The organism is Methylovorus glucosotrophus (assembly GCF_009858335.1).
Classification (GTDB): Bacteria; Pseudomonadota; Gammaproteobacteria; order Burkholderiales; family Methylophilaceae; genus Methylovorus; species Methylovorus glucosotrophus.
In genome coordinates this window covers 562,530-579,323 of the sequence record NZ_VMSE01000002.1, presented here as the reverse complement: position 1 = coordinate 579,323, position 16,794 = coordinate 562,530, and the positions used below count along the sequence as shown (strand labels likewise).

The 16,794-nt window shown below is 57.0% G+C and carries 17 protein-coding genes and 1 tRNA gene; 7 read left to right on the top strand and 11 right to left on the bottom strand.

What is annotated here, in order from left to right; translation table 11 throughout:
- Positions 1 to 138 precede the first annotated feature (138 nt).
- The 11 genes from FNL37_RS13850 to FNL37_RS13800 form a co-directional block, all read right to left on the bottom strand.
- Positions 139 to 215, bottom strand: a tRNA-Met gene (locus tag FNL37_RS13850).
- Positions 216 to 406: 191 nt separating this feature from the next.
- Complete coding sequence (gene kdsB / locus FNL37_RS13845) at positions 407 to 1,171, bottom strand: 3-deoxy-manno-octulosonate cytidylyltransferase (RefSeq protein ID WP_244948308.1); 765 nt, start codon at positions 1,169 to 1,171, stop codon at positions 407 to 409.
- 2 nt (positions 1,172 to 1,173) lie between these two features.
- Positions 1,174 to 1,353: a Trm112 family protein gene (locus tag FNL37_RS13840; RefSeq protein WP_159356529.1), complete on the bottom strand. Its 180-nt coding sequence runs from the start codon at positions 1,351 to 1,353 to the stop codon at positions 1,174 to 1,176.
- Position 1,354: 1 nt separating this feature from the next.
- On the bottom strand, positions 1,355 to 2,350 hold the full coding sequence (gene lpxK / locus FNL37_RS13835; RefSeq protein WP_159356528.1) for a tetraacyldisaccharide 4'-kinase: 996 nt from the start codon (positions 2,348 to 2,350) through the stop codon (positions 1,355 to 1,357).
- A 30-nt stretch (positions 2,351 to 2,380) separates the two neighbouring features.
- Complete coding sequence (gene msbA / locus FNL37_RS13830; protein ID WP_159356527.1) at positions 2,381 to 4,135, bottom strand: lipid A export permease/ATP-binding protein MsbA; 1,755 nt, start codon at positions 4,133 to 4,135, stop codon at positions 2,381 to 2,383.
- Between the two features lie 90 nt (positions 4,136 to 4,225).
- Positions 4,226 to 4,648 carry an ExbD/TolR family protein gene (locus tag FNL37_RS13825; RefSeq protein ID WP_015829500.1) on the bottom strand — a complete coding sequence of 141 codons (423 nt, stop codon included), beginning with the start codon at positions 4,646 to 4,648 and terminating at the stop codon, positions 4,226 to 4,228.
- 13 nt (positions 4,649 to 4,661) lie between these two features.
- Positions 4,662 to 5,267, bottom strand: coding sequence for a MotA/TolQ/ExbB proton channel family protein (locus tag FNL37_RS13820; protein ID WP_013441468.1), 606 nt, complete (start codon positions 5,265 to 5,267; stop codon positions 4,662 to 4,664).
- A 166-nt stretch (positions 5,268 to 5,433) separates the two neighbouring features.
- A complete protein-coding gene (locus FNL37_RS13815) occupies positions 5,434 to 6,519 on the bottom strand; it encodes a type I glyceraldehyde-3-phosphate dehydrogenase (protein WP_159356526.1) in 1,086 nt (361 codons plus the stop codon).
- Positions 6,520 to 6,712: 193 nt separating this feature from the next.
- Positions 6,713 to 9,094: a DNA internalization-related competence protein ComEC/Rec2 gene (locus tag FNL37_RS13810; RefSeq protein ID WP_159356525.1), complete on the bottom strand. Its 2,382-nt coding sequence runs from the start codon at positions 9,092 to 9,094 to the stop codon at positions 6,713 to 6,715.
- A gap of 12 nt (positions 9,095 to 9,106) precedes the next feature.
- A complete protein-coding gene (gene lolD, locus FNL37_RS13805) occupies positions 9,107 to 9,811 on the bottom strand; it encodes a lipoprotein-releasing ABC transporter ATP-binding protein LolD (RefSeq protein WP_159356524.1) in 705 nt (234 codons plus the stop codon).
- The gene (locus FNL37_RS13800; RefSeq protein ID WP_159356523.1) at positions 9,804 to 11,072 is read right to left on the bottom strand and encodes a lipoprotein-releasing ABC transporter permease subunit; all 1,269 of its coding nucleotides are present in this window, start codon (positions 11,070 to 11,072) and stop codon (positions 9,804 to 9,806) included. Before FNL37_RS13800 ends, lolD begins: the two co-directional genes overlap by 8 nt.
- A 146-nt stretch (positions 11,073 to 11,218) precedes the next feature.
- On the opposite strand from FNL37_RS13800, the gene FNL37_RS13795 reads away from it, so the two are divergent.
- Genes FNL37_RS13795 through FNL37_RS13765 form a run of 7 tightly spaced genes read left to right on the top strand, consistent with a single transcriptional unit; the run spans position 11,219 to position 16,794 of the window.
- Complete coding sequence (locus tag FNL37_RS13795; protein WP_159356522.1) at positions 11,219 to 11,824, top strand: riboflavin synthase; 606 nt, start codon at positions 11,219 to 11,221, stop codon at positions 11,822 to 11,824.
- The gene (ribBA, locus tag FNL37_RS13790; RefSeq protein WP_013441462.1) at positions 11,821 to 12,912 is read left to right on the top strand and encodes a bifunctional 3,4-dihydroxy-2-butanone-4-phosphate synthase/GTP cyclohydrolase II; all 1,092 of its coding nucleotides are present in this window, start codon (positions 11,821 to 11,823) and stop codon (positions 12,910 to 12,912) included. Before FNL37_RS13795 ends, ribBA begins: the two co-directional genes overlap by 4 nt.
- A 22-nt stretch (positions 12,913 to 12,934) precedes the next feature.
- Positions 12,935 to 13,495, top strand: a complete 561-nt coding sequence (locus tag FNL37_RS13785; protein ID WP_013441461.1) for a YqgE/AlgH family protein — start codon at positions 12,935 to 12,937, stop codon at positions 13,493 to 13,495.
- Between the two features lie 32 nt (positions 13,496 to 13,527).
- Positions 13,528 to 14,046, top strand: coding sequence for a Holliday junction resolvase RuvX (gene ruvX / locus FNL37_RS13780; protein WP_159356521.1), 519 nt, complete (start codon positions 13,528 to 13,530; stop codon positions 14,044 to 14,046).
- A gap of 23 nt (positions 14,047 to 14,069) precedes the next feature.
- Positions 14,070 to 14,567 carry a bifunctional pyr operon transcriptional regulator/uracil phosphoribosyltransferase PyrR gene (gene pyrR / locus FNL37_RS13775; RefSeq protein ID WP_015829494.1) on the top strand — a complete coding sequence of 166 codons (498 nt, stop codon included), beginning with the start codon at positions 14,070 to 14,072 and terminating at the stop codon, positions 14,565 to 14,567.
- Positions 14,567 to 15,520, top strand: a complete 954-nt coding sequence (locus FNL37_RS13770; RefSeq protein ID WP_013441458.1) for an aspartate carbamoyltransferase catalytic subunit — start codon at positions 14,567 to 14,569, stop codon at positions 15,518 to 15,520. Before pyrR ends, FNL37_RS13770 begins: the two co-directional genes overlap by 1 nt.
- Positions 15,517 to 16,794, top strand: coding sequence for a dihydroorotase (locus tag FNL37_RS13765; protein ID WP_159356520.1), 1,278 nt, complete (start codon positions 15,517 to 15,519; stop codon positions 16,792 to 16,794). The genes FNL37_RS13770 and FNL37_RS13765 overlap by 4 nt, the downstream gene beginning before the upstream one ends.

The window sequence follows — 16,794 nt, the reverse complement described above, 5'->3', positions numbered from 1 at the left end:
TCACACCTATCGATTGTTCAGTTTGTTAAAGAGCAGGTACTTCTTACTTCGCTTTCACTCATCAACGTTTCCGTTGAGAGGTGCGCATTATACAGCGCTTAAACGTTTCGTCAACAACTAAATTCAGACTCGTTTATTTGGTTGCGGGGACAGGATTTGAACCTGTGACCTTCGGGTTATGAGCCCGACGAGCTGCCAGACTGCTCCACCCCGCGTCCGCTTCGTCGCTTCGTTATGTACGTTGCGTCGAGAGGTGAGACTATAGCAAAGCAGAAACGACACTGTCAACGCTCTTTTGAGGTTTTCCACTAAACTCCCGCATCCCCTGAAGCGGCGCCAAATGCCATTTCCTTAATAATCAAGGAGATCAATTGCTCTTTGCCCAATACGCGGTTTTAGGGATTTTTTAGCCAGCCGCCGCGTCTTTCAACATCATCCGGACTCTGACCAGATCTGCCGGGGTATCTACCCCGGCAGCGGGAGCATGCGCAGTCTCGGCAACACTGATCTTATAGCCATGCCAAAGCGCCCTTAGCTGCTCTAGCATTTCAGTTTTCTCCAGGGAACAAGCTTCAAGAAGACTATATGCATTAAGGAAACTCACCTTATATGCATAGATACCTATATGCCGGTATGCCACTATGTCATCTGGTGAAGACTCGCTCTGGAAAGCATCGCGAGCATAAGGAATAGGAGCGCGGCTGAAATAAAGCGCGTGCCCATCCTTATCGGTCACCACTTTGACGACATTGGGATTGAATATCTGCTCACGATCATGAATGGCATGACATGCCGTTGCCATGGCTGCTTCTGGATGATCGCGCAGGTTAATCGCGACTTCTTTAATCAATAGCGGATCGATCAGCGGCTCATCGCCTTGCACGTTGACGACTATCGTGTCATCACTCCATCCAAAATGTGCCGCCACCTCCGCAATACGATCGGTTCCGGAGGGGTGATCCTCTCTCGTCATGATGGCCTGATATCCATAAGACTCTACCGCTTGCAGGATATCGGCATGATCCGTCGCCACAATCACCTGCTCAGCGCCACTCTGCAGGGCGCGCTCAACAACCCAGATCACCATCGGCTTGCCGGCGATGTCGAGCAAAGGCTTGGCGGGCAGACGAGAGCTGGCATACCGTGCGGGGATGACGACATTGAATTTCATGTTCAGACTTCTTCCGCGTCCGCCAAGCGCCGTGCTTCTTCCTCCAGCATGACGGGAATGCCATCACGTATGGGATAGGCCAGACGGCAAGGCTTGCAAACAAGCTCTTGTGCTTCTTTTTTAAATACCAGAGGGCCCTTGCATACGGGGCACACCAGGATGTCGAGTAATTTTGCATCCATATCAAACTCCTAATTTACTGAGAACATGTGGCAGAAATGCAGGCGAAAGCTCGGCTTCAACAGGCATCACCCACCAGTTGGGTTGCGCAAAGACGGCACACTTCACGGCATCTTTCTCGGTCATGATGACGGGAACATCATCATCAAATGCCAGCTGCGAAGCCTCAAAGCCATGATGATCCGGAAACGGGTGCTCAATCACTTCAAGTCCGGCGCTTTTCAATTGAGTAAAAAAACGCTGGGGATTGCCGATACCGGCCACAGCGTGAACAGCCTGACCTTCAAACACCTTTAGCGCACATGTAGATGCAGGTGATTTGAGGTTATACAGTTGATGGCTTACCAGTTGCATATAAAAGCCAGCCTCATCGCCATTGGCACCGTTCATTACCACGGCATCCACCTCGGACAAGCGCGCCACCGGCTCGCGCAACGGGCCGGCCGGCAATAATCGACGATTGCCAAACAGGCGGGCGGCATCCACCACCGCAATTTCAATATCGCGCTGCAATGCATAATGCTGCAGGCCATCATCACTTACGATCACATTGCACTCCGGAGAATTCGCCAGCGCAGCCTGTGCCACTTTGGCACGCTCGCGTCCAATCCAGACGGGGACCTGCGTGCGTTGCGCCATCAGCAGCGGCTCATCTCCCACAATCGCCGGATCACTGCCAGGCTGGACCTGCCTGATATCTACAAGATCGGCGTAGGCGGCATAGCCGCGGCTTACAATCAAAGGATGAAAACCCGCTGTTTGCAATTGCTTGACCAGCCAGATGACGAGGGGCGTTTTTCCTGTCCCGCCCACACTGATGTTGCCGACCACGATCACGGGCACGGGCAGGCGAAATGAAGGGAGAAGGCTATATTGATAGGCTAGGCGCCGGAGACTGCTTAAAGCAGCAAAAAGCCAAGATAAAGGAATCAGCAGCAGATGCCAGACGCCGGTACGTGTCCATTGTTGCTGGATAAAGGTAGCCAATTTCGCCTTCATCGGGCTCAGGCCTCGCTTACACAGTACAACTTAGTGAAACTGCTTTTGATACAGCTTGGCATAATAGCCATCCTGCGCCAGCAAGGATTGATGATTACCGCTCTCGACAATCCGGCCATGATCCATCACCAGAATGCGGTCTGCATTTTCAATAGTGGACAGACGGTGGGCAATCACAATGGTGGTCCGATTGCGCATCAGTTCGTCCAGGGCTGCCTGCACATGTTGTTCGGATTCGGTATCGAGCGCGGAAGTCGCTTCATCCAGCAGCAAAATCGGAGCATCCTTCAAAATCGCACGGGCAATCGCGAGGCGCTGGCGCTGGCCGCCAGACAGGCGAACACCGCGGTCGCCAATCTCACTTTGCAGGCCCTCGGGCAATTGCTGGATGAACTCCCATGCATGCGCCGCCTTGGCTGCGGCGATGACATCCGCCTCCGACGCATTACGCAACACACCGTAAGCAATATTATTGAACACGGTGTCGTTGAACAGAATGACATCCTGGCTCACCAGTGAGAATTGTGCCCGCAGATTATGCAAACTCATCTGCCGGGTATCCAGACCATCCAGCAGCAACTCGCCCTGCTGATATTCATAAAAGCGCGGCAGCAAATTCACTAACGACGTTTTGCCGCCACCAGAACGACCCACCAGGGCCAGTTTTTCACCGGGGTTTACCGTGAAGTTGAGATCACTCAAGGCGGCGCGCTTGGCATTCTCGTAATGCAATTCCAGATGACGAAACTCGATCAAGCCGCGCGCGCGTCCAATTTCGCGCGTGCCTGTATCTACCTCTACCGGCGAATCAATCAAGGCAAACACACTTTCCGCGGCCGCAAGTCCGGTCTGGATATCCTCATTCATGCCGGTCAGGCTTTTAATAGGCGCGATCAGCATCAACAAGGCGCCAATAAAGGCAGCAAACTCGCCTGCGGTAAAATTGCCAATGGCGTAGTAAACCACCAGCCCCAGCGCCAAGCCCGCCAGCACCTCAATCACCATACTGTTAAGGCTGGACAGGCGCGCCATCTTGATCAGGGTATAACGGTTGCGCCCGGCCACTTTGGCAAAACGCTGAAACTCGTAATCGGCACCGCCAAAAATCTTGACCACACGCTGACCGGACACAGCCTCTTCAATCACCTGCGTCAAATCGCCCATGGACTCCTGCACCACACGGCTTGCCTGTCGCAGCTTGGGCGTCATGATCTTCAGGTAAAACACCATCAATGGCACCACAATGACGAAAATCATCGTCAGCTTCCAGTCGAGGTAGAGCATGTAGCCCACCATGCCGATAATGGTCAGGGTATCCCGCACCGCCGCCACCGCCACATTGGTCGATGCCTTGGCAATCTGCTCGGTATCGTAGGTCAGCTTGGAGGTCACCATCCCGGCTGAATTCGCATCAAAGTAACTGACCGGGAATGCCATCAAACGGCGGAAGGCATCCAGACGCAAACTTTCGACCACGCGGCGCGAGACCCAGCGCATGCCAAATGCAGAGACAAATCCGGCAAACGCGCGCAAGGCCAGCAGCCCGAACAGCATCAAAGGCAGCAATGCCAGCTTGGTGCTGTCGCGCTGGACAAAGCCCTCATCCGTCACCATCTTGATGGTTGCCAGAAAACCGGTATTCGTCGCTGACAGCACGACCAGGCCCAGAATGGTGAGCGACATGGCTACCCAGAATTTACGGGTATAGCCGAGCAATCGCAGATAAAGGGTTCTGGCGTTATGCTCGGAAGCAACCGGGGCTCGGCGGGAGGATTTTTTGGACATAAATCTCAGGGACTGTTAAAAGGTTTGCCCGCCAAATGGCGGGCAAACCAGGATAGTGGAGTTACCCGAACAGGTAAACGTGCGTCAGAATCAGGAGCCAGACTTTACCTGTGTCGCAAAGTTGATATGAGTATAGTTTTCCTGCCGCGCGGCTTCCATGACATTCACCACAGACTGGTGGGTGCTGTTGGCATCGGCATTGATCACAATGGTTGGCTCCTTGCCGTTACCGACGGCCTGCCGCAATGCGATGCCAAGACCAGCCACGCTGGTATCGCTCACCGGCTTGTCATTCACCACATAATGCCCGCTGGCATCAACACCTACATTCACGATCAGCGGCTTTTGTTCTGGCGGCGTTGCCTCTGCAGTAGGCAGGTTGATCTGCAACTCACTCACGCGCGAGAACGTCGTGCTGACGACCAGAAAGATAATAATGACCAGCAACACGTCGATCAACGGCACCAGATTCATTTCCAGATCTTCGTGCTTTTTTCCGCGTTGAAAATTCATGGTGTTTGCTCGCTTATTTACGTTCGCCGTGGATGAGTTCCACCAGCTTGACGGCTTGCTGTTCCATTTCCACAATCAGGCCATCTACCTTGCCGCGGAAATAGCGGTAGAAAATCATCGCGGGTACCGCCACGACAATACCACCTGCCGTGTTATACAGCGCGACGGAAATACCACGGGCAAACTGAGCCACATCATGGCCAGTCGCGGTAAAGGCACCGAAGAGTTCGACCATCCCGATCACCGTACCCAGCAGACCCAGCAGCGGGCTGACAGTGGCGATGGTACCCAGTGTGGTGAGGTATTTTTCCAGCTTGTGCGCCACGGCACGGCCGGACTCTTCAATCGCTTCTTTCATGACTTCGCGAGAAGAATCGACATTGGCCAGGGCACTGGCGAAAATCTGCCCCAGCAGGGAATGTTGTTGCAACTTGATCAAGGTTTCCTTGTTAACACCGCCCTGGCCCAGCCAACGCTGCACTTCCGGCAACAGGTTGCTAGGTGCAATCAATTCGGCACGCAATGCCCACAAACGCTCAACAATAATCGCAACAGCAATGATAGAAGCGATAATCAGCGGCCAAATCGGCCAGCCGGCCGCTAGAATAATTTCCCACACAGTGAGGCTCCAAAGGATGATCAAAAGTGGCAATACTTTAGCGTGCGAGCCGGTTTTCAGCAAGCAAACTTACAACTGGCAAGCGCTTCGCCAAACGCAGGAATGACAAAGCCGGACAAGGTGTCCGGCTTTCAGATAAAGGCATGATGTCTATGCAAAAACTTCCTCAGGCGCGCAAGGGCTCCACCAACTTGAGTTTGCTGGCCGCCTTTACACGATCTATTACCCCCAGCACATCCAGCACGCGGCAACAGTAAGCCACCTCATTGTCATGCATCAGCGTCAGGCCCAGTTGTCGCCCATGACTCACGGTGAGATGCCGCATTTGCAGGATGGCGGAAAACTCCGTTCCTAGATAATCGATGCTGGCGCGCTGATGTCCCCAGGCGCCGTAATCACATTGAACAATGCCATTAAGATCGCCCCTGGCATATTTTTCAAACAACTCAATACATTCATCGCGCGAGGTGTCGCGGGTCAGCGTCGCGGTTATATCGATAATAGACACGATTTCAGTCGGCACGCGATATGACAGGGAGTCCAGCTTGCCTTCTAGCTCCGGCAAGGCCAATACGGTAGAAGCAGCGACATTAGTGCTGGTTGGCAGAATGGAAGCCGCGCAGGCACGGCCCAGATGCGAAGTGGGGTGATATCCGTCCAGTGCGCGCTGATCAGACAGCGCCGGGTGTATGGTAATGACCCTGGCATACTCAATGCCTATATGCTTTTGCAGCACATAGGCCACCGGCGCCAGCGCATTGCCAGTACAGGTATTGGAGGCAATGATGTCGTGCTGCAGGGGATCATACTGTTCGTGGTTGACGCCGTAGACCATGCTCATATCACAGCCGGCGATATTGGCCGTACACACCACTTTCCGCGCCACCTTGCGCTCGATAACGGCACGCAAATCCGCAATGGATGCCGTGCCGGTCGCATCGATAAAGACATCGAGATCAAACTCACGCAGTGCGGCAAAGCTGTCTTCGGTGGGGCGGCGGCGGCGATCAACACGCTCGTAACGAATGCGCTTGTCGCCAAGAATCAGATCGTTGCCTTGAAAATCCAGGGTAAATGGCGGTTTGCCATAGGTGGTGTCGTGCGCGAGCAGATAAGCCACCTGATCGATGGGCATCACATCACATACGACCTTGATATCGAAACGCCCCTCGGCCAATGTAGCGTGGTTCGCTCGTAAAATACCGCGGCCTATGCGGCCCAGTCCTGCAATACCAACGCGCAAGGGTGTCATATCAAGCTACTCCGTCTCGATTTTTGTTTATTTTTTCGTTGCCACCATGCATTACTGCGTATCCCCATGCATGCGTACCCTGTCTTATAGATACTTCGGCAGCACCGAGCCAAACTTTACGATGAATCCGCATGTTTGTGGAGAAAAAAGCGATAGGTATTACTTATGAGACAAGGGCTGTATAGAGACGCGCTTAATCACGCGCATACCAATAGCGCATGGATTGCTGTCGCCAGCGATGCACGGCGATTCCCTCGACCGACAAAAAGTCGAGCAGGATGGCGCCATCGCGATCTGACCGATAATCCTGCGCGCCCAGTCCACGGTAGCGCGCCATTACCTCGGCCTTGGGGTGACCAAATCGATTGCGATAGCCAACGGCATACAGGGCAATCGCGGGATGCACGGCCGCCACAAATGCAGGCGTAGACGAGGTGCGGCTGCCATGATGCGGCACGAGCAAGGCATCCGCGGCCACACGGTCACCCGCCGCCTCCAGCAGGCGAGCCTCTGCGCTTTTTTCAATATCGCCAGCCAGCAATATGCTGCCGTAGCGACTGCTTACCTTCACCACGCAACTGCGGTTGTTATCCTGCAGATCCACCTGTTCCATGCTGGTCACATCCGGATACAGCATTTCAAATACCACGCCATCCCATTGCCAGCGCTGGCCCGTCTGGCAGGCTCTGTGCTGTTTGACTTGCAGCGGAACAGCCTCGGCAGGCAAGGAACTCAGCATCCACTGCGGGGACAACACATCCGCCACGGCCTGTAATCCGCCGCTATGATCATTGTCATTGTGGCTGACGATCAGCCCATCCAGCCGGACGATGCCCTCTCCACGCAAATACGGCAGGATAACGCGCCGCCCAGCATCGCTTTCCGCGGAGTAACGCGGCCCGGTATCGTAAAGCAAGGTATGCCGGGCGGTATGAACCACCACTGCCATGCCTTGCCCCACATCCAACATCACCACGCGCATGGTGCCATCCGGCAGCGGCTCCGGGCGGATCAGCAGCATGGGCAGCAGGCCCATCCACCCCAGCCAACGCAAGGGAAATCCTCTTGGCAACAGCATCCAGAAAATACCCGCCATGGCGGGCAATAGCGACCACGCAGGGGGCGCTTGCTGCTGCCATACTGCCCATGGCGATACGGCGAGCCAATGCATGGCCTGGGTAACAAACTGCATCAAGGCATGCGCCAGCCAAAGCAGACTATCAATCGGCAACAAGGTACCGGCCAGGGCCATGGGCACCACGCCCAGACTGACCACTGGAATGGCGATGGCATTTGCCAGCGGCGACACCAGCGATACTTGCTGAAACAGCAGGAGCAAAAGGGGGAACAAGCCGAGCGTCACTGCCCACTGGGCATGCACCGCCTGGCGCCATTTGTCCAGCATGCCGACACGATATGCTCCGGCAAACGCCATCACCGCCACTGCACCGAAGGATAACCAGAAACCCGGTGCCATCACCGCCCAGGGGTCGATCAGCACCACGACCAGCAAGGCACACGCCAGTACCCTTGCAATGCCGAATCGCCGCCCCAGCCACAAGGCAATGGCAAACACCGTCAACATGTACAAGGTACGCTGGGTGGGCACCGAAAACCCGGCCACCAGCGAGTAAAGCAATGCCACCAACCAGCCCAGGATGACACCTGCCTTGCGTGCTGGCAGCAGCAGATTCAGCCGGTAGCTGCGGCGCCAGCCCGCATACACGGCCCAATACGCCAGACTGGCCAGCATAGTGATATGCAAACCGGAAATACTGATCAAATGGTTCACACCACTGCGCAAAAACACATCCCAATCTGCAGTGGTGATGCCGCTATCATCACCCGTCACCAGCGCTTGCAATAACGGCATGGCGGGCCTTCCGGGCAAGACCTGGGCGATGCGTGCATTCAGGTGCTCACGCACCCGCTCCACCACATAGGCCGGGCGCCACACCATATCGTCCACGCGCCGATATTCGCTGCGTGTGCGGATATAGCCGAATGCCTGCAGATCGTTTTCCAATGCCCAGCGTTCAAAATCAAAGCCATGCGGATTCACACTGCCATGCGGACGCTTGAGCCGGACAGTCAATTGCCAGCGCTCACCGGCGTGTATTTGCGGTATGGCGGCCTGCTTCACCGCTGGCGATGCGCTCCCTGCTCCATTGGAATCTCGTGACCCAAAGGCATTGTGTCGATAAAGATTCAGCGAGATGCGATTTGGCACTCTGGCGGTCGGCGTCAATACCTGCTCAACATCAAACGCAAAACTCACGCCACGTTCGCGCTGTTCGGGCAAGCCAGCCACCACCCCCACCACCGCAATATCACGACCCTCCCATTCCGGAGACAAGGCATCGGCCAAGCGCGCCTGCGCCAGCCAGGCGGCCCAGGCAAAACCGCATACGGCGGCAAGCAGGCATAGAAACACCCGCCGAATATGCGCAGGCAAATACCAGCAAAGACCTGTCAGTAATATAAGTAAAAGGCCGACCGGCCACAGTGCAGGGAGAGAAGGGAGTTGTTGCAGTACCCAGGCGCCGGCAGTAAACGCGAGCGCCAGGGTAATCACGTCAGGGCAGGGTCAAACGGAAACAGACGAAGAATGATCAGCACCGGTGCTGATCAGCTGACCATCCTGCAAGCGGTATTGGCGCTGCATCTTGGCGGCAAGCTCCAGATCATGCGTGACCACCACCAGGCTGACGCCTTGCCGCGCATTCAGCTCCAGCAACAGATCAAACACCGCATTGGCCGTGTGTCTGTCCAGATTGCCCGTCGGCTCATCCGCCAGTATGCAACGCGGATTGGTCACCAGCGCCCGCGCTACCGCAGCGCGTTGCCGCTCGCCGCCGGAAAGCTCGCCAGGCATATGTTCCAGACGATGCGCCAGCCCGACCTGGGTAAGCGTTTCGGCAGCGGCCGCTAGCGCTTCTGTCCGCGGCATGCGGCGGATGAACAAGGGCATGGCGACATTTTCCAGCGCGGTGAATTCGGGCAGCAGATGGTGAAACTGGTAGACAAAGCCCAGGGCATGGTTACGCAGCTCACCGCGGCGCGCCTCGCTGAGGTCTGCCAGTTTTTCCCCCATCACCCGCACTTCGCCAGCGCTGGCGGCATCCAGCCCGCCGAGCAGATGCAGCAGCGTGCTTTTGCCAGAGCCGGAGGTGCCCACAATCGCGACCTGCTCGCCCTGTGTCACATGCAGATCAATGCCATTCAGCACGGCGACATCCAGTCCGGCATAGGTTTTGCGCAAGGCGCTACATGCAATCACTTCATTACTCATAACGCAAAGCCTCCGCCGGATTGATGCGCGCTGCGCGCCAGCTTGGGTAAAGCGTGGCCAGCAGACTTAATATAAAAGACATGACAGTAATCACCGCGACATCGCCCCACAGCAGGTGCGATGGCAGCTCGCTGATGTAATACACGTCCTTGGCCAAAAACTGGATACCCAAAGTACGTTCGATGAAGGGCACGATGGTTTCGATATTGAGCGCAATTACCACACCGAAAATCGCGCCAAAAACCGTGCCGATGACGCCGATCAGCGCGCCCTGCACAATGAAAATCTGCATGATGCTGGAGGGGCTGGCGCCAAAGGTACGCATGATGGCAATGTCGGCGCGCTTGTCGGTCACCGCCATCACCAGCGTGGAAACGATATTAAAGGCCGCCACCGCGACAATCAGCGCCAGAATAATGAACATGACGCGCTTTTCCATCTGCACGGCGCGAAAGAAGTTGGCATGCTGCTCGGTCCAGTCGCTGATGTAATAATTACCCTTGCCTTGCAATTGCGCCACCAGTGCTGTGGTGACACGCGGCGCAGCAAACAGGTCATCCAGTTTCAGCCGGACGCCGGAGACATCGCTGCCCATGCGATAAAGCTTGGCGGCATCCGCCATGTGGATCAAGGCCAGGCCCGCATCGTATTCGTACATGCCAATCTGAAAAATACCTACTACGCGAAACTGCTTGATGCGCGGCACGATACCCGTTGGCGTGAACTGGCCTTGTGGCGCAAGCACCACGACCTTGTCGCCCAGTATCACGCCTAAAGATTGCGCCAGCTCGGCCCCCAGCACAATGCCAAACTCGCCTTCCTTGAGATCGGTCAGCTTGCCTGCGCGCATATGGCGGCCCAGATCCGCCACCCGGTCTTCATCCACCGGCAGCACGCCACGCACAATCGCGCCCTGCACCGATTGCCCGTAGGAAAGCATGCCCTGCGCCATTATGTAAGGCGCTACAGCCTGCACATGGGGCGCATGCTCCACCTCTTTGGCGAGGATGGGCCAGTCGGCCAGCTTGTTATCGACGCCGCTGATCTGCATATGCGAAGCTACGCCCAGAATGCGCGAGCGTAACTCCTCCTGAAAACCATTCATGACCGACAGCACGATAATCAGCGCAGCCACACCGAGGCCTATGCCTATCATGCTGGTCATGGAAATGAAGGAGATGAAGTGATTGCGACGCTTGGCGCGTGTATAGCGCAGACCGACGAAAATCTCGTACGGCAATGTAGTGAATTTAATAGCCATAGCGCCGAATTCTAGCAGGGAACAGGCGCCATTCTGCTAAAATTATGCAAGGCTGTGATCAGCATAAACAGCATGTCTTGCCCGTTGGCATCAACGCGCCCGGGCAGGCATAGCAAACCTTTACATTCTGGAGCCCTTACACTCTCATGTTTACCGGAATCATCCAAGCGGTAGGCCGTATCGAAAAAGTCGACACCCTCGGCAGCGATGTCAAGCTGACGATAGACGCCACCGCGCTGAATCTTGGTGATGTTGCCATTGGCGACAGCATCTGCGTCAATGGCGTGTGCCTCACCGCCGTCAGCCTGAGTCCCAGCCATTTTCAGGCGCATGTCTCGCGCGAAACCCTCAGCTGCACGGTCGGTCTGGATAACGTCAAACCCGTCAATCTGGAAAAAGCCCTGCGCTTTTCCGACCGTCTGGGCGGTCATATTGTCAGCGGCCATGTGGATGGCGTCGGTCAGGTGGTGCGGTTCGAGCCTGCGGGAGATTGCATGCTGCTGGCCGTGCGCGCGCCACATGCCATTTCGCGCTATATCGCCATCAAGGGCTCCATCACCATTGATGGCGTCAGCCTCACAGTGAACAACGTCGATGGTGATGTATTCAGCGTCAACCTGATTCCCCATACCATCGAAGTCACTGCGCTCAAGAGCCTGGGCGTGGGCAGTCGGGTGAACCTGGAGGTCGACATGATCGCCCGTTACGTAGAGCGCATGGCGCAATGGAAAACCGAAGGAGAAAGTGCGTGATCAGCCCGACCAAAGACATTATCGAGGACATTCGTCAGGGCCGCATGGTCATTCTGGTGGACGAGGAAGACCGAGAAAACGAAGGTGATCTGGTACTGGCCGCGCAATTCACCACGCCCGAGCACATCAACTTCATGGCCAAATATGGTCGCGGCCTGATCTGCCTGACCCTGACCGAAGACCGCTGCCAGCAGCTGGCACTGCCACCCATGGTGCAGAAAAATGGCGCGCCGCTGGGCACCGCTTTCACCGTCTCGATTGAAGCCGCCGAAGGTGTCACCACCGGCATTTCGGCCGCAGACCGCGCACGCACAGTGCAGGCTGCCGTTGCCCGCAACGCCAGCCCGGCCGACATTGTCAGCCCTGGGCACATCTTCCCGCTCACGGCAGAAAATGGTGGCGTCCTGGTACGCGCCGGTCACACCGAAGCGGGTTGTGACCTTGCCGCCCTGGCTGGTCTGGAGCCCGCCGGCGTTATCTGCGAAATCCTCAAGGACGACGGCAGCATGGCCCGCCTGCCTGACCTGATTGAATTCGCGCGCGAACACCAGCTCAAAATCGGCACCATTGCCGACCTGATTCACTACCGCAGCCAGACCGAAAGCCTGGTACAGCGCAGCGCCGAGCGCACGGTGCAGACGCCTTACGGCCCGCTGCAACTGATTGCCTACACAGACCGCATCAATGACCAGACCCATCTGGCGCTGATCAAAGGCGCACCAGATGAATCGAAAGAAGTGCTGGTGCGCGTGCACGAGCCGCTGTCGGTATTCGACCTGCTCGACAGTTCCAGCTGCTCGCACTCCTGGAATACCCTGAAAGCCATGGAAACCATCAGCCAGGCCGAATGCGGCGTGATGATACTGCTGCGTGGTGACGAACACGGCAGTGATCTGGTAGACCGCATCCAGCGTGCGGATCAGTCCATCCGGCACAAGCAGGATCTGCGGAATTACGGCATAGGCTCGCAAATCCTGCTCGACCTGGGCGTGCGCAAAATGCGGCTGATGGCAGCCCCGCGCAAAATGCCGAGCATGACCGGCTTCGGGCTGGAAGTCGTTGGCTATCTGGAAGCTTCCCCGACCTGATATTTATGCGATAATTGGAACCGTGGAAAACGTCAATCTTACCAATCACTTTCTCATTGCCATGCCCGCCATGGCCGACCCCAATTTTGCCAAGTCGGTCACCTATATATGCGAGCACAATGCGGATGGTGCGCTGGGCATCGTGATCAACCGCCCGACCGAGATGACGCTGCAGGAGCTGTTCAGCCAGATCAACCTGTCGCTCGACGATGCCGAGATGGCCGCCAGTGCCGTGCACTTTGGCGGACCGGTACAGATAGACCGCGGCTTTGTGCTGCATCAGCCGCCCGGTGACTGGCAGTCCAGCATCTCCATCAATGGCAAGACGACGCTCACCACCTCGAAAGATGTGCTGGAAGCCGTCGCCAATGGCACGGGGCCAGAAAAAATCTTCATCTCGCTGGGCTATTCCGGCTGGGCTGCCGGGCAGCTGGAGCAGGAAATGGCACAGAATGCCTGGTTATCCGTCCCTGCCGACGACACGGTATTGTTTGACCTGCCCAGTGAAAACAAACTCACCGCGGCCATGCAACTGCTGGGGCTTGATTTTGCCAAGCTTTCGGAAGAGGCCGGGCATGCCTGATATGGCCCCTACTTCTCTTCCTGCCTGAGCGCATGCAGACCGCCACCCCTCGCCTCAACACCATCAACAACGATCCCGCCAAGCAATTGCTGCTCACCTCAGAGGGAACGGCGCTGGCTTTTGACTTTGGCGAAAAACGCATAGGCGTAGCCGTAGGCGAACACCTGCTGGGCATCGCGCACCCGCTCACCACCATCGAAAGTGAAGCCAACGATGTGCGCTTTGCCGCCATTACCACGCTGATCAACGAATGGCGCCCCACGGTGCTGATCGTCGGCCTGCCGCTGTCGCTTGAGGGCGAAGAGCATGCCACCAGCCTGCTCTGCCGCAAGTTTGCGCGTCGGCTCGATGGCCGCTTTGGTTTGCCCGTGGTCATGATAGATGAGCGCCTGAGCTCGGCAGAAGCCAGCAGCTCGCTGAATGAAAGCGGCGTATATGGCCGCAAGCAGAAAGTCATGCTGGATCAGGTGGCCGCCCAACATATCTTGCAATCCTACTTTGACACATTGTCTTCCCTCTCCGTCGCGCAACCGCATGCGGGGAGCCAATGACACCATGAATAGAGCACATCGCCATGATACTGCCTGACGCCGAAGCCACCTTTGAGGTGCTGCTGCAAAAGCTGAAACCGCTCATCACCGACAACACTGCACTGGTGGGTATTCACAGTGGTGGCGTCTGGCTGGTAGACCGCCTGCTGCCACTGCTGGGCCGCCCTGTGGCACGCGGAACGCTGGATATCTCGTTTTATCGGGATGATTTCGACCAGCGTGGCCTGCGTGCCGAAAACAAGCCATCGCAGATTCCCTTTGATGTACAGGATCAGCACATCATCCTGGTTGACGATGTGTTTCATACCGGCCGCACCATACGCGCTGCCATGAACGAGCTCTTTGATTACGGCCGCCCGGCCAGCATCAGCCTTGCGGTGCTGGTGGACAGGGGTGGCCGCGAGTTGCCCATCGTGCCGCAGATTGTCGCGGCGGATATTCCACTGCCCGTAAGCCAGAACTTGCAACTGCTGCAATCGGAAGACGGCCGTTTCCATTTTGAACTGAAAGACAGCCTCTGATGCTTAACCCCCAACTTACCCCGGATGGCAAGCTGCGACACCTGCTGTCTACCGAAGGCCTGCCGCGCGCCATCCTTAACCAGATTCTGGATACCGCGGAATCTTTTGTCGGGGTGGCCGAGCGTGAAGTGAAAAAAGTGCCGCTGCTGCGCGGAAAAACCGTGTGCAACATCTTCTTCGAAAACAGCACCCGCACCCGCACCACCTTCGAGATTGCCGCCAAGCGCCTGTCCGCTGACGTGATCAACCTCAACGTCAACACCTCCTCGCAATCCAAGGGCGAAACCATCCTGGACACCATAGACAACCTGACGGCCATGCACGCCGACATGTTCGTCATCCGCCACGCGCAATCCGGTGCTGCCCACCTGATCGCGCAGCATGTGGCGCCGCATATCCACGTGATCAATGCCGGTGATGGCCGCCATGCGCACCCGACCCAGGGCTTGCTGGATGTATTCACCATCCGCCGCTACAAGCCGGACATGCACAACCTGCGCGTGGCGCTGGTAGGGGATGTGCTGCATTCCCGCGTGGCCCGCTCCGAGATTCATGCCCTGACCACGCTGGGCGTGCCCGAAGTGCGCGTCATCGCGCCCAAGACCCTGCTGCCGCAGCACGTAGAAAAACTGGGCGTGCAGGTGTATCACGACATGCGCGAAGGCCTGAAGGATGTGGATGTGATCATGATGCTGCGCCTGCAGAACGAGCGCATGAGTGGCGCCCTGCTGCCCAGCGCGCAGGAGTACTTCAAGTGTTATGGCCTGACCCCGGAAAAACTGGCCCTGGCCAAACCGGACGCCATTGTCATGCATCCCGGCCCCATGAACCGTGGGGTGGAAATCGACTCCGCCGTCGCTGACGGCAAACAATCCGTGATATTGCCCCAGGTCACTTATGGTATCGCCGTACGCATGGCGGTCATGTCCATGCTTGCAGGAAACAGCGCATGAAAATACTGATTAAAAACGGGCGCCTGATCGACCCCAAAAACAACATCGACACCACGCAGGATATCTACATTGCCGCAGGCAAGATCGTCGGCATAGGCAGCGGCCCTGCTGGCTTCGAAGCGACACAGACTCTGGATGCCAGCGGCTTGCTGGTGTTGCCCGGACTGGTGGATTTGTCCGCCCGCCTGCGCGAGCCCGGCTTTGAGCACAAAGCCACGCTGGAAAGTGAAATGCAGGCCGCCGTTGCTGGCGGTGTTACCAGCCTGGCCTGCCCGCCCGATACCGATCCGGTGCTGGATGAACCCGGCCTGGTGGAAATGCTCAAGCACAAGGCCAAGCAATTGCACCTGGCCCATGTGTATCCGCTGGGCGCCATTACGCGCCAGTTGCAGGGCAAACAGCTGACTGAAATGTCCGAACTGACCGAGGCCGGTTGTGTAGGTTTTTCGCAAGCCGATGTCGCGATTACCGACACCCAGGTGTTGTGGCGCGCCATGCAGTACGCTGCCACCTTCGGCTATACCATCTGGCTGCGGCCGGAAGAACCTTACCTCGCCAGCGGCGGCACAGCCCACGACGGCGAAGTCGCCAGCCGCCTCGGCCTCAAAGGCATCCCGGCGGCAGCGGAAACGCTGGCGATTGCCAGCATATTGACCATCGCCCGCGAAACAGGCGCCAGCATCCACCTGTGCCGCCTCTCGACGGCGGAAGGTGTGGAAATGGTGCGCGCAGCCAAGCGGCAAGGCCTGCCTGTTACCTGCGACGTCAGCATCAACCACCTGCACCTGACAGAGCATGACATCGGATACTTTGACCCCAACTGCCACCTGCGTCCGCCATTGCGCGGCCAGCGCGATCGCGATGCCCTGCGTCAGGGCGTCATCGACGGCACCATTGATGCCATTTGCTCGGATCACACGCCCGTGGATGACGACGCCAAACTGCAACCGTTTGGGGAAGCAGAAGCCGGGGCCACCGGGCTGGAGTTATTGTTGCCCCTGGTATGCAAATGGGCTGATGAGCAGAATATTCCGCTGACCCAGGCTCTTGCCGCCGTCACCACCAAGGCAGCGGCCATACTGGATATTCCAGCGGGCGAGTTATCCTTGCATGCAGACGCCGACCTTTGTCTGCTTGACCCGGCACAGGAGTGGAAAGTGGAAGCCAATGCGCTGCAAAGCCAGGGCAAAAATACCCCCTTCCTGGGGCTGCACTTGCGGGGCAAGGTACGCTATACCCTGGTCAACGGCCAGCTGGTTTATCAGGCCACATAA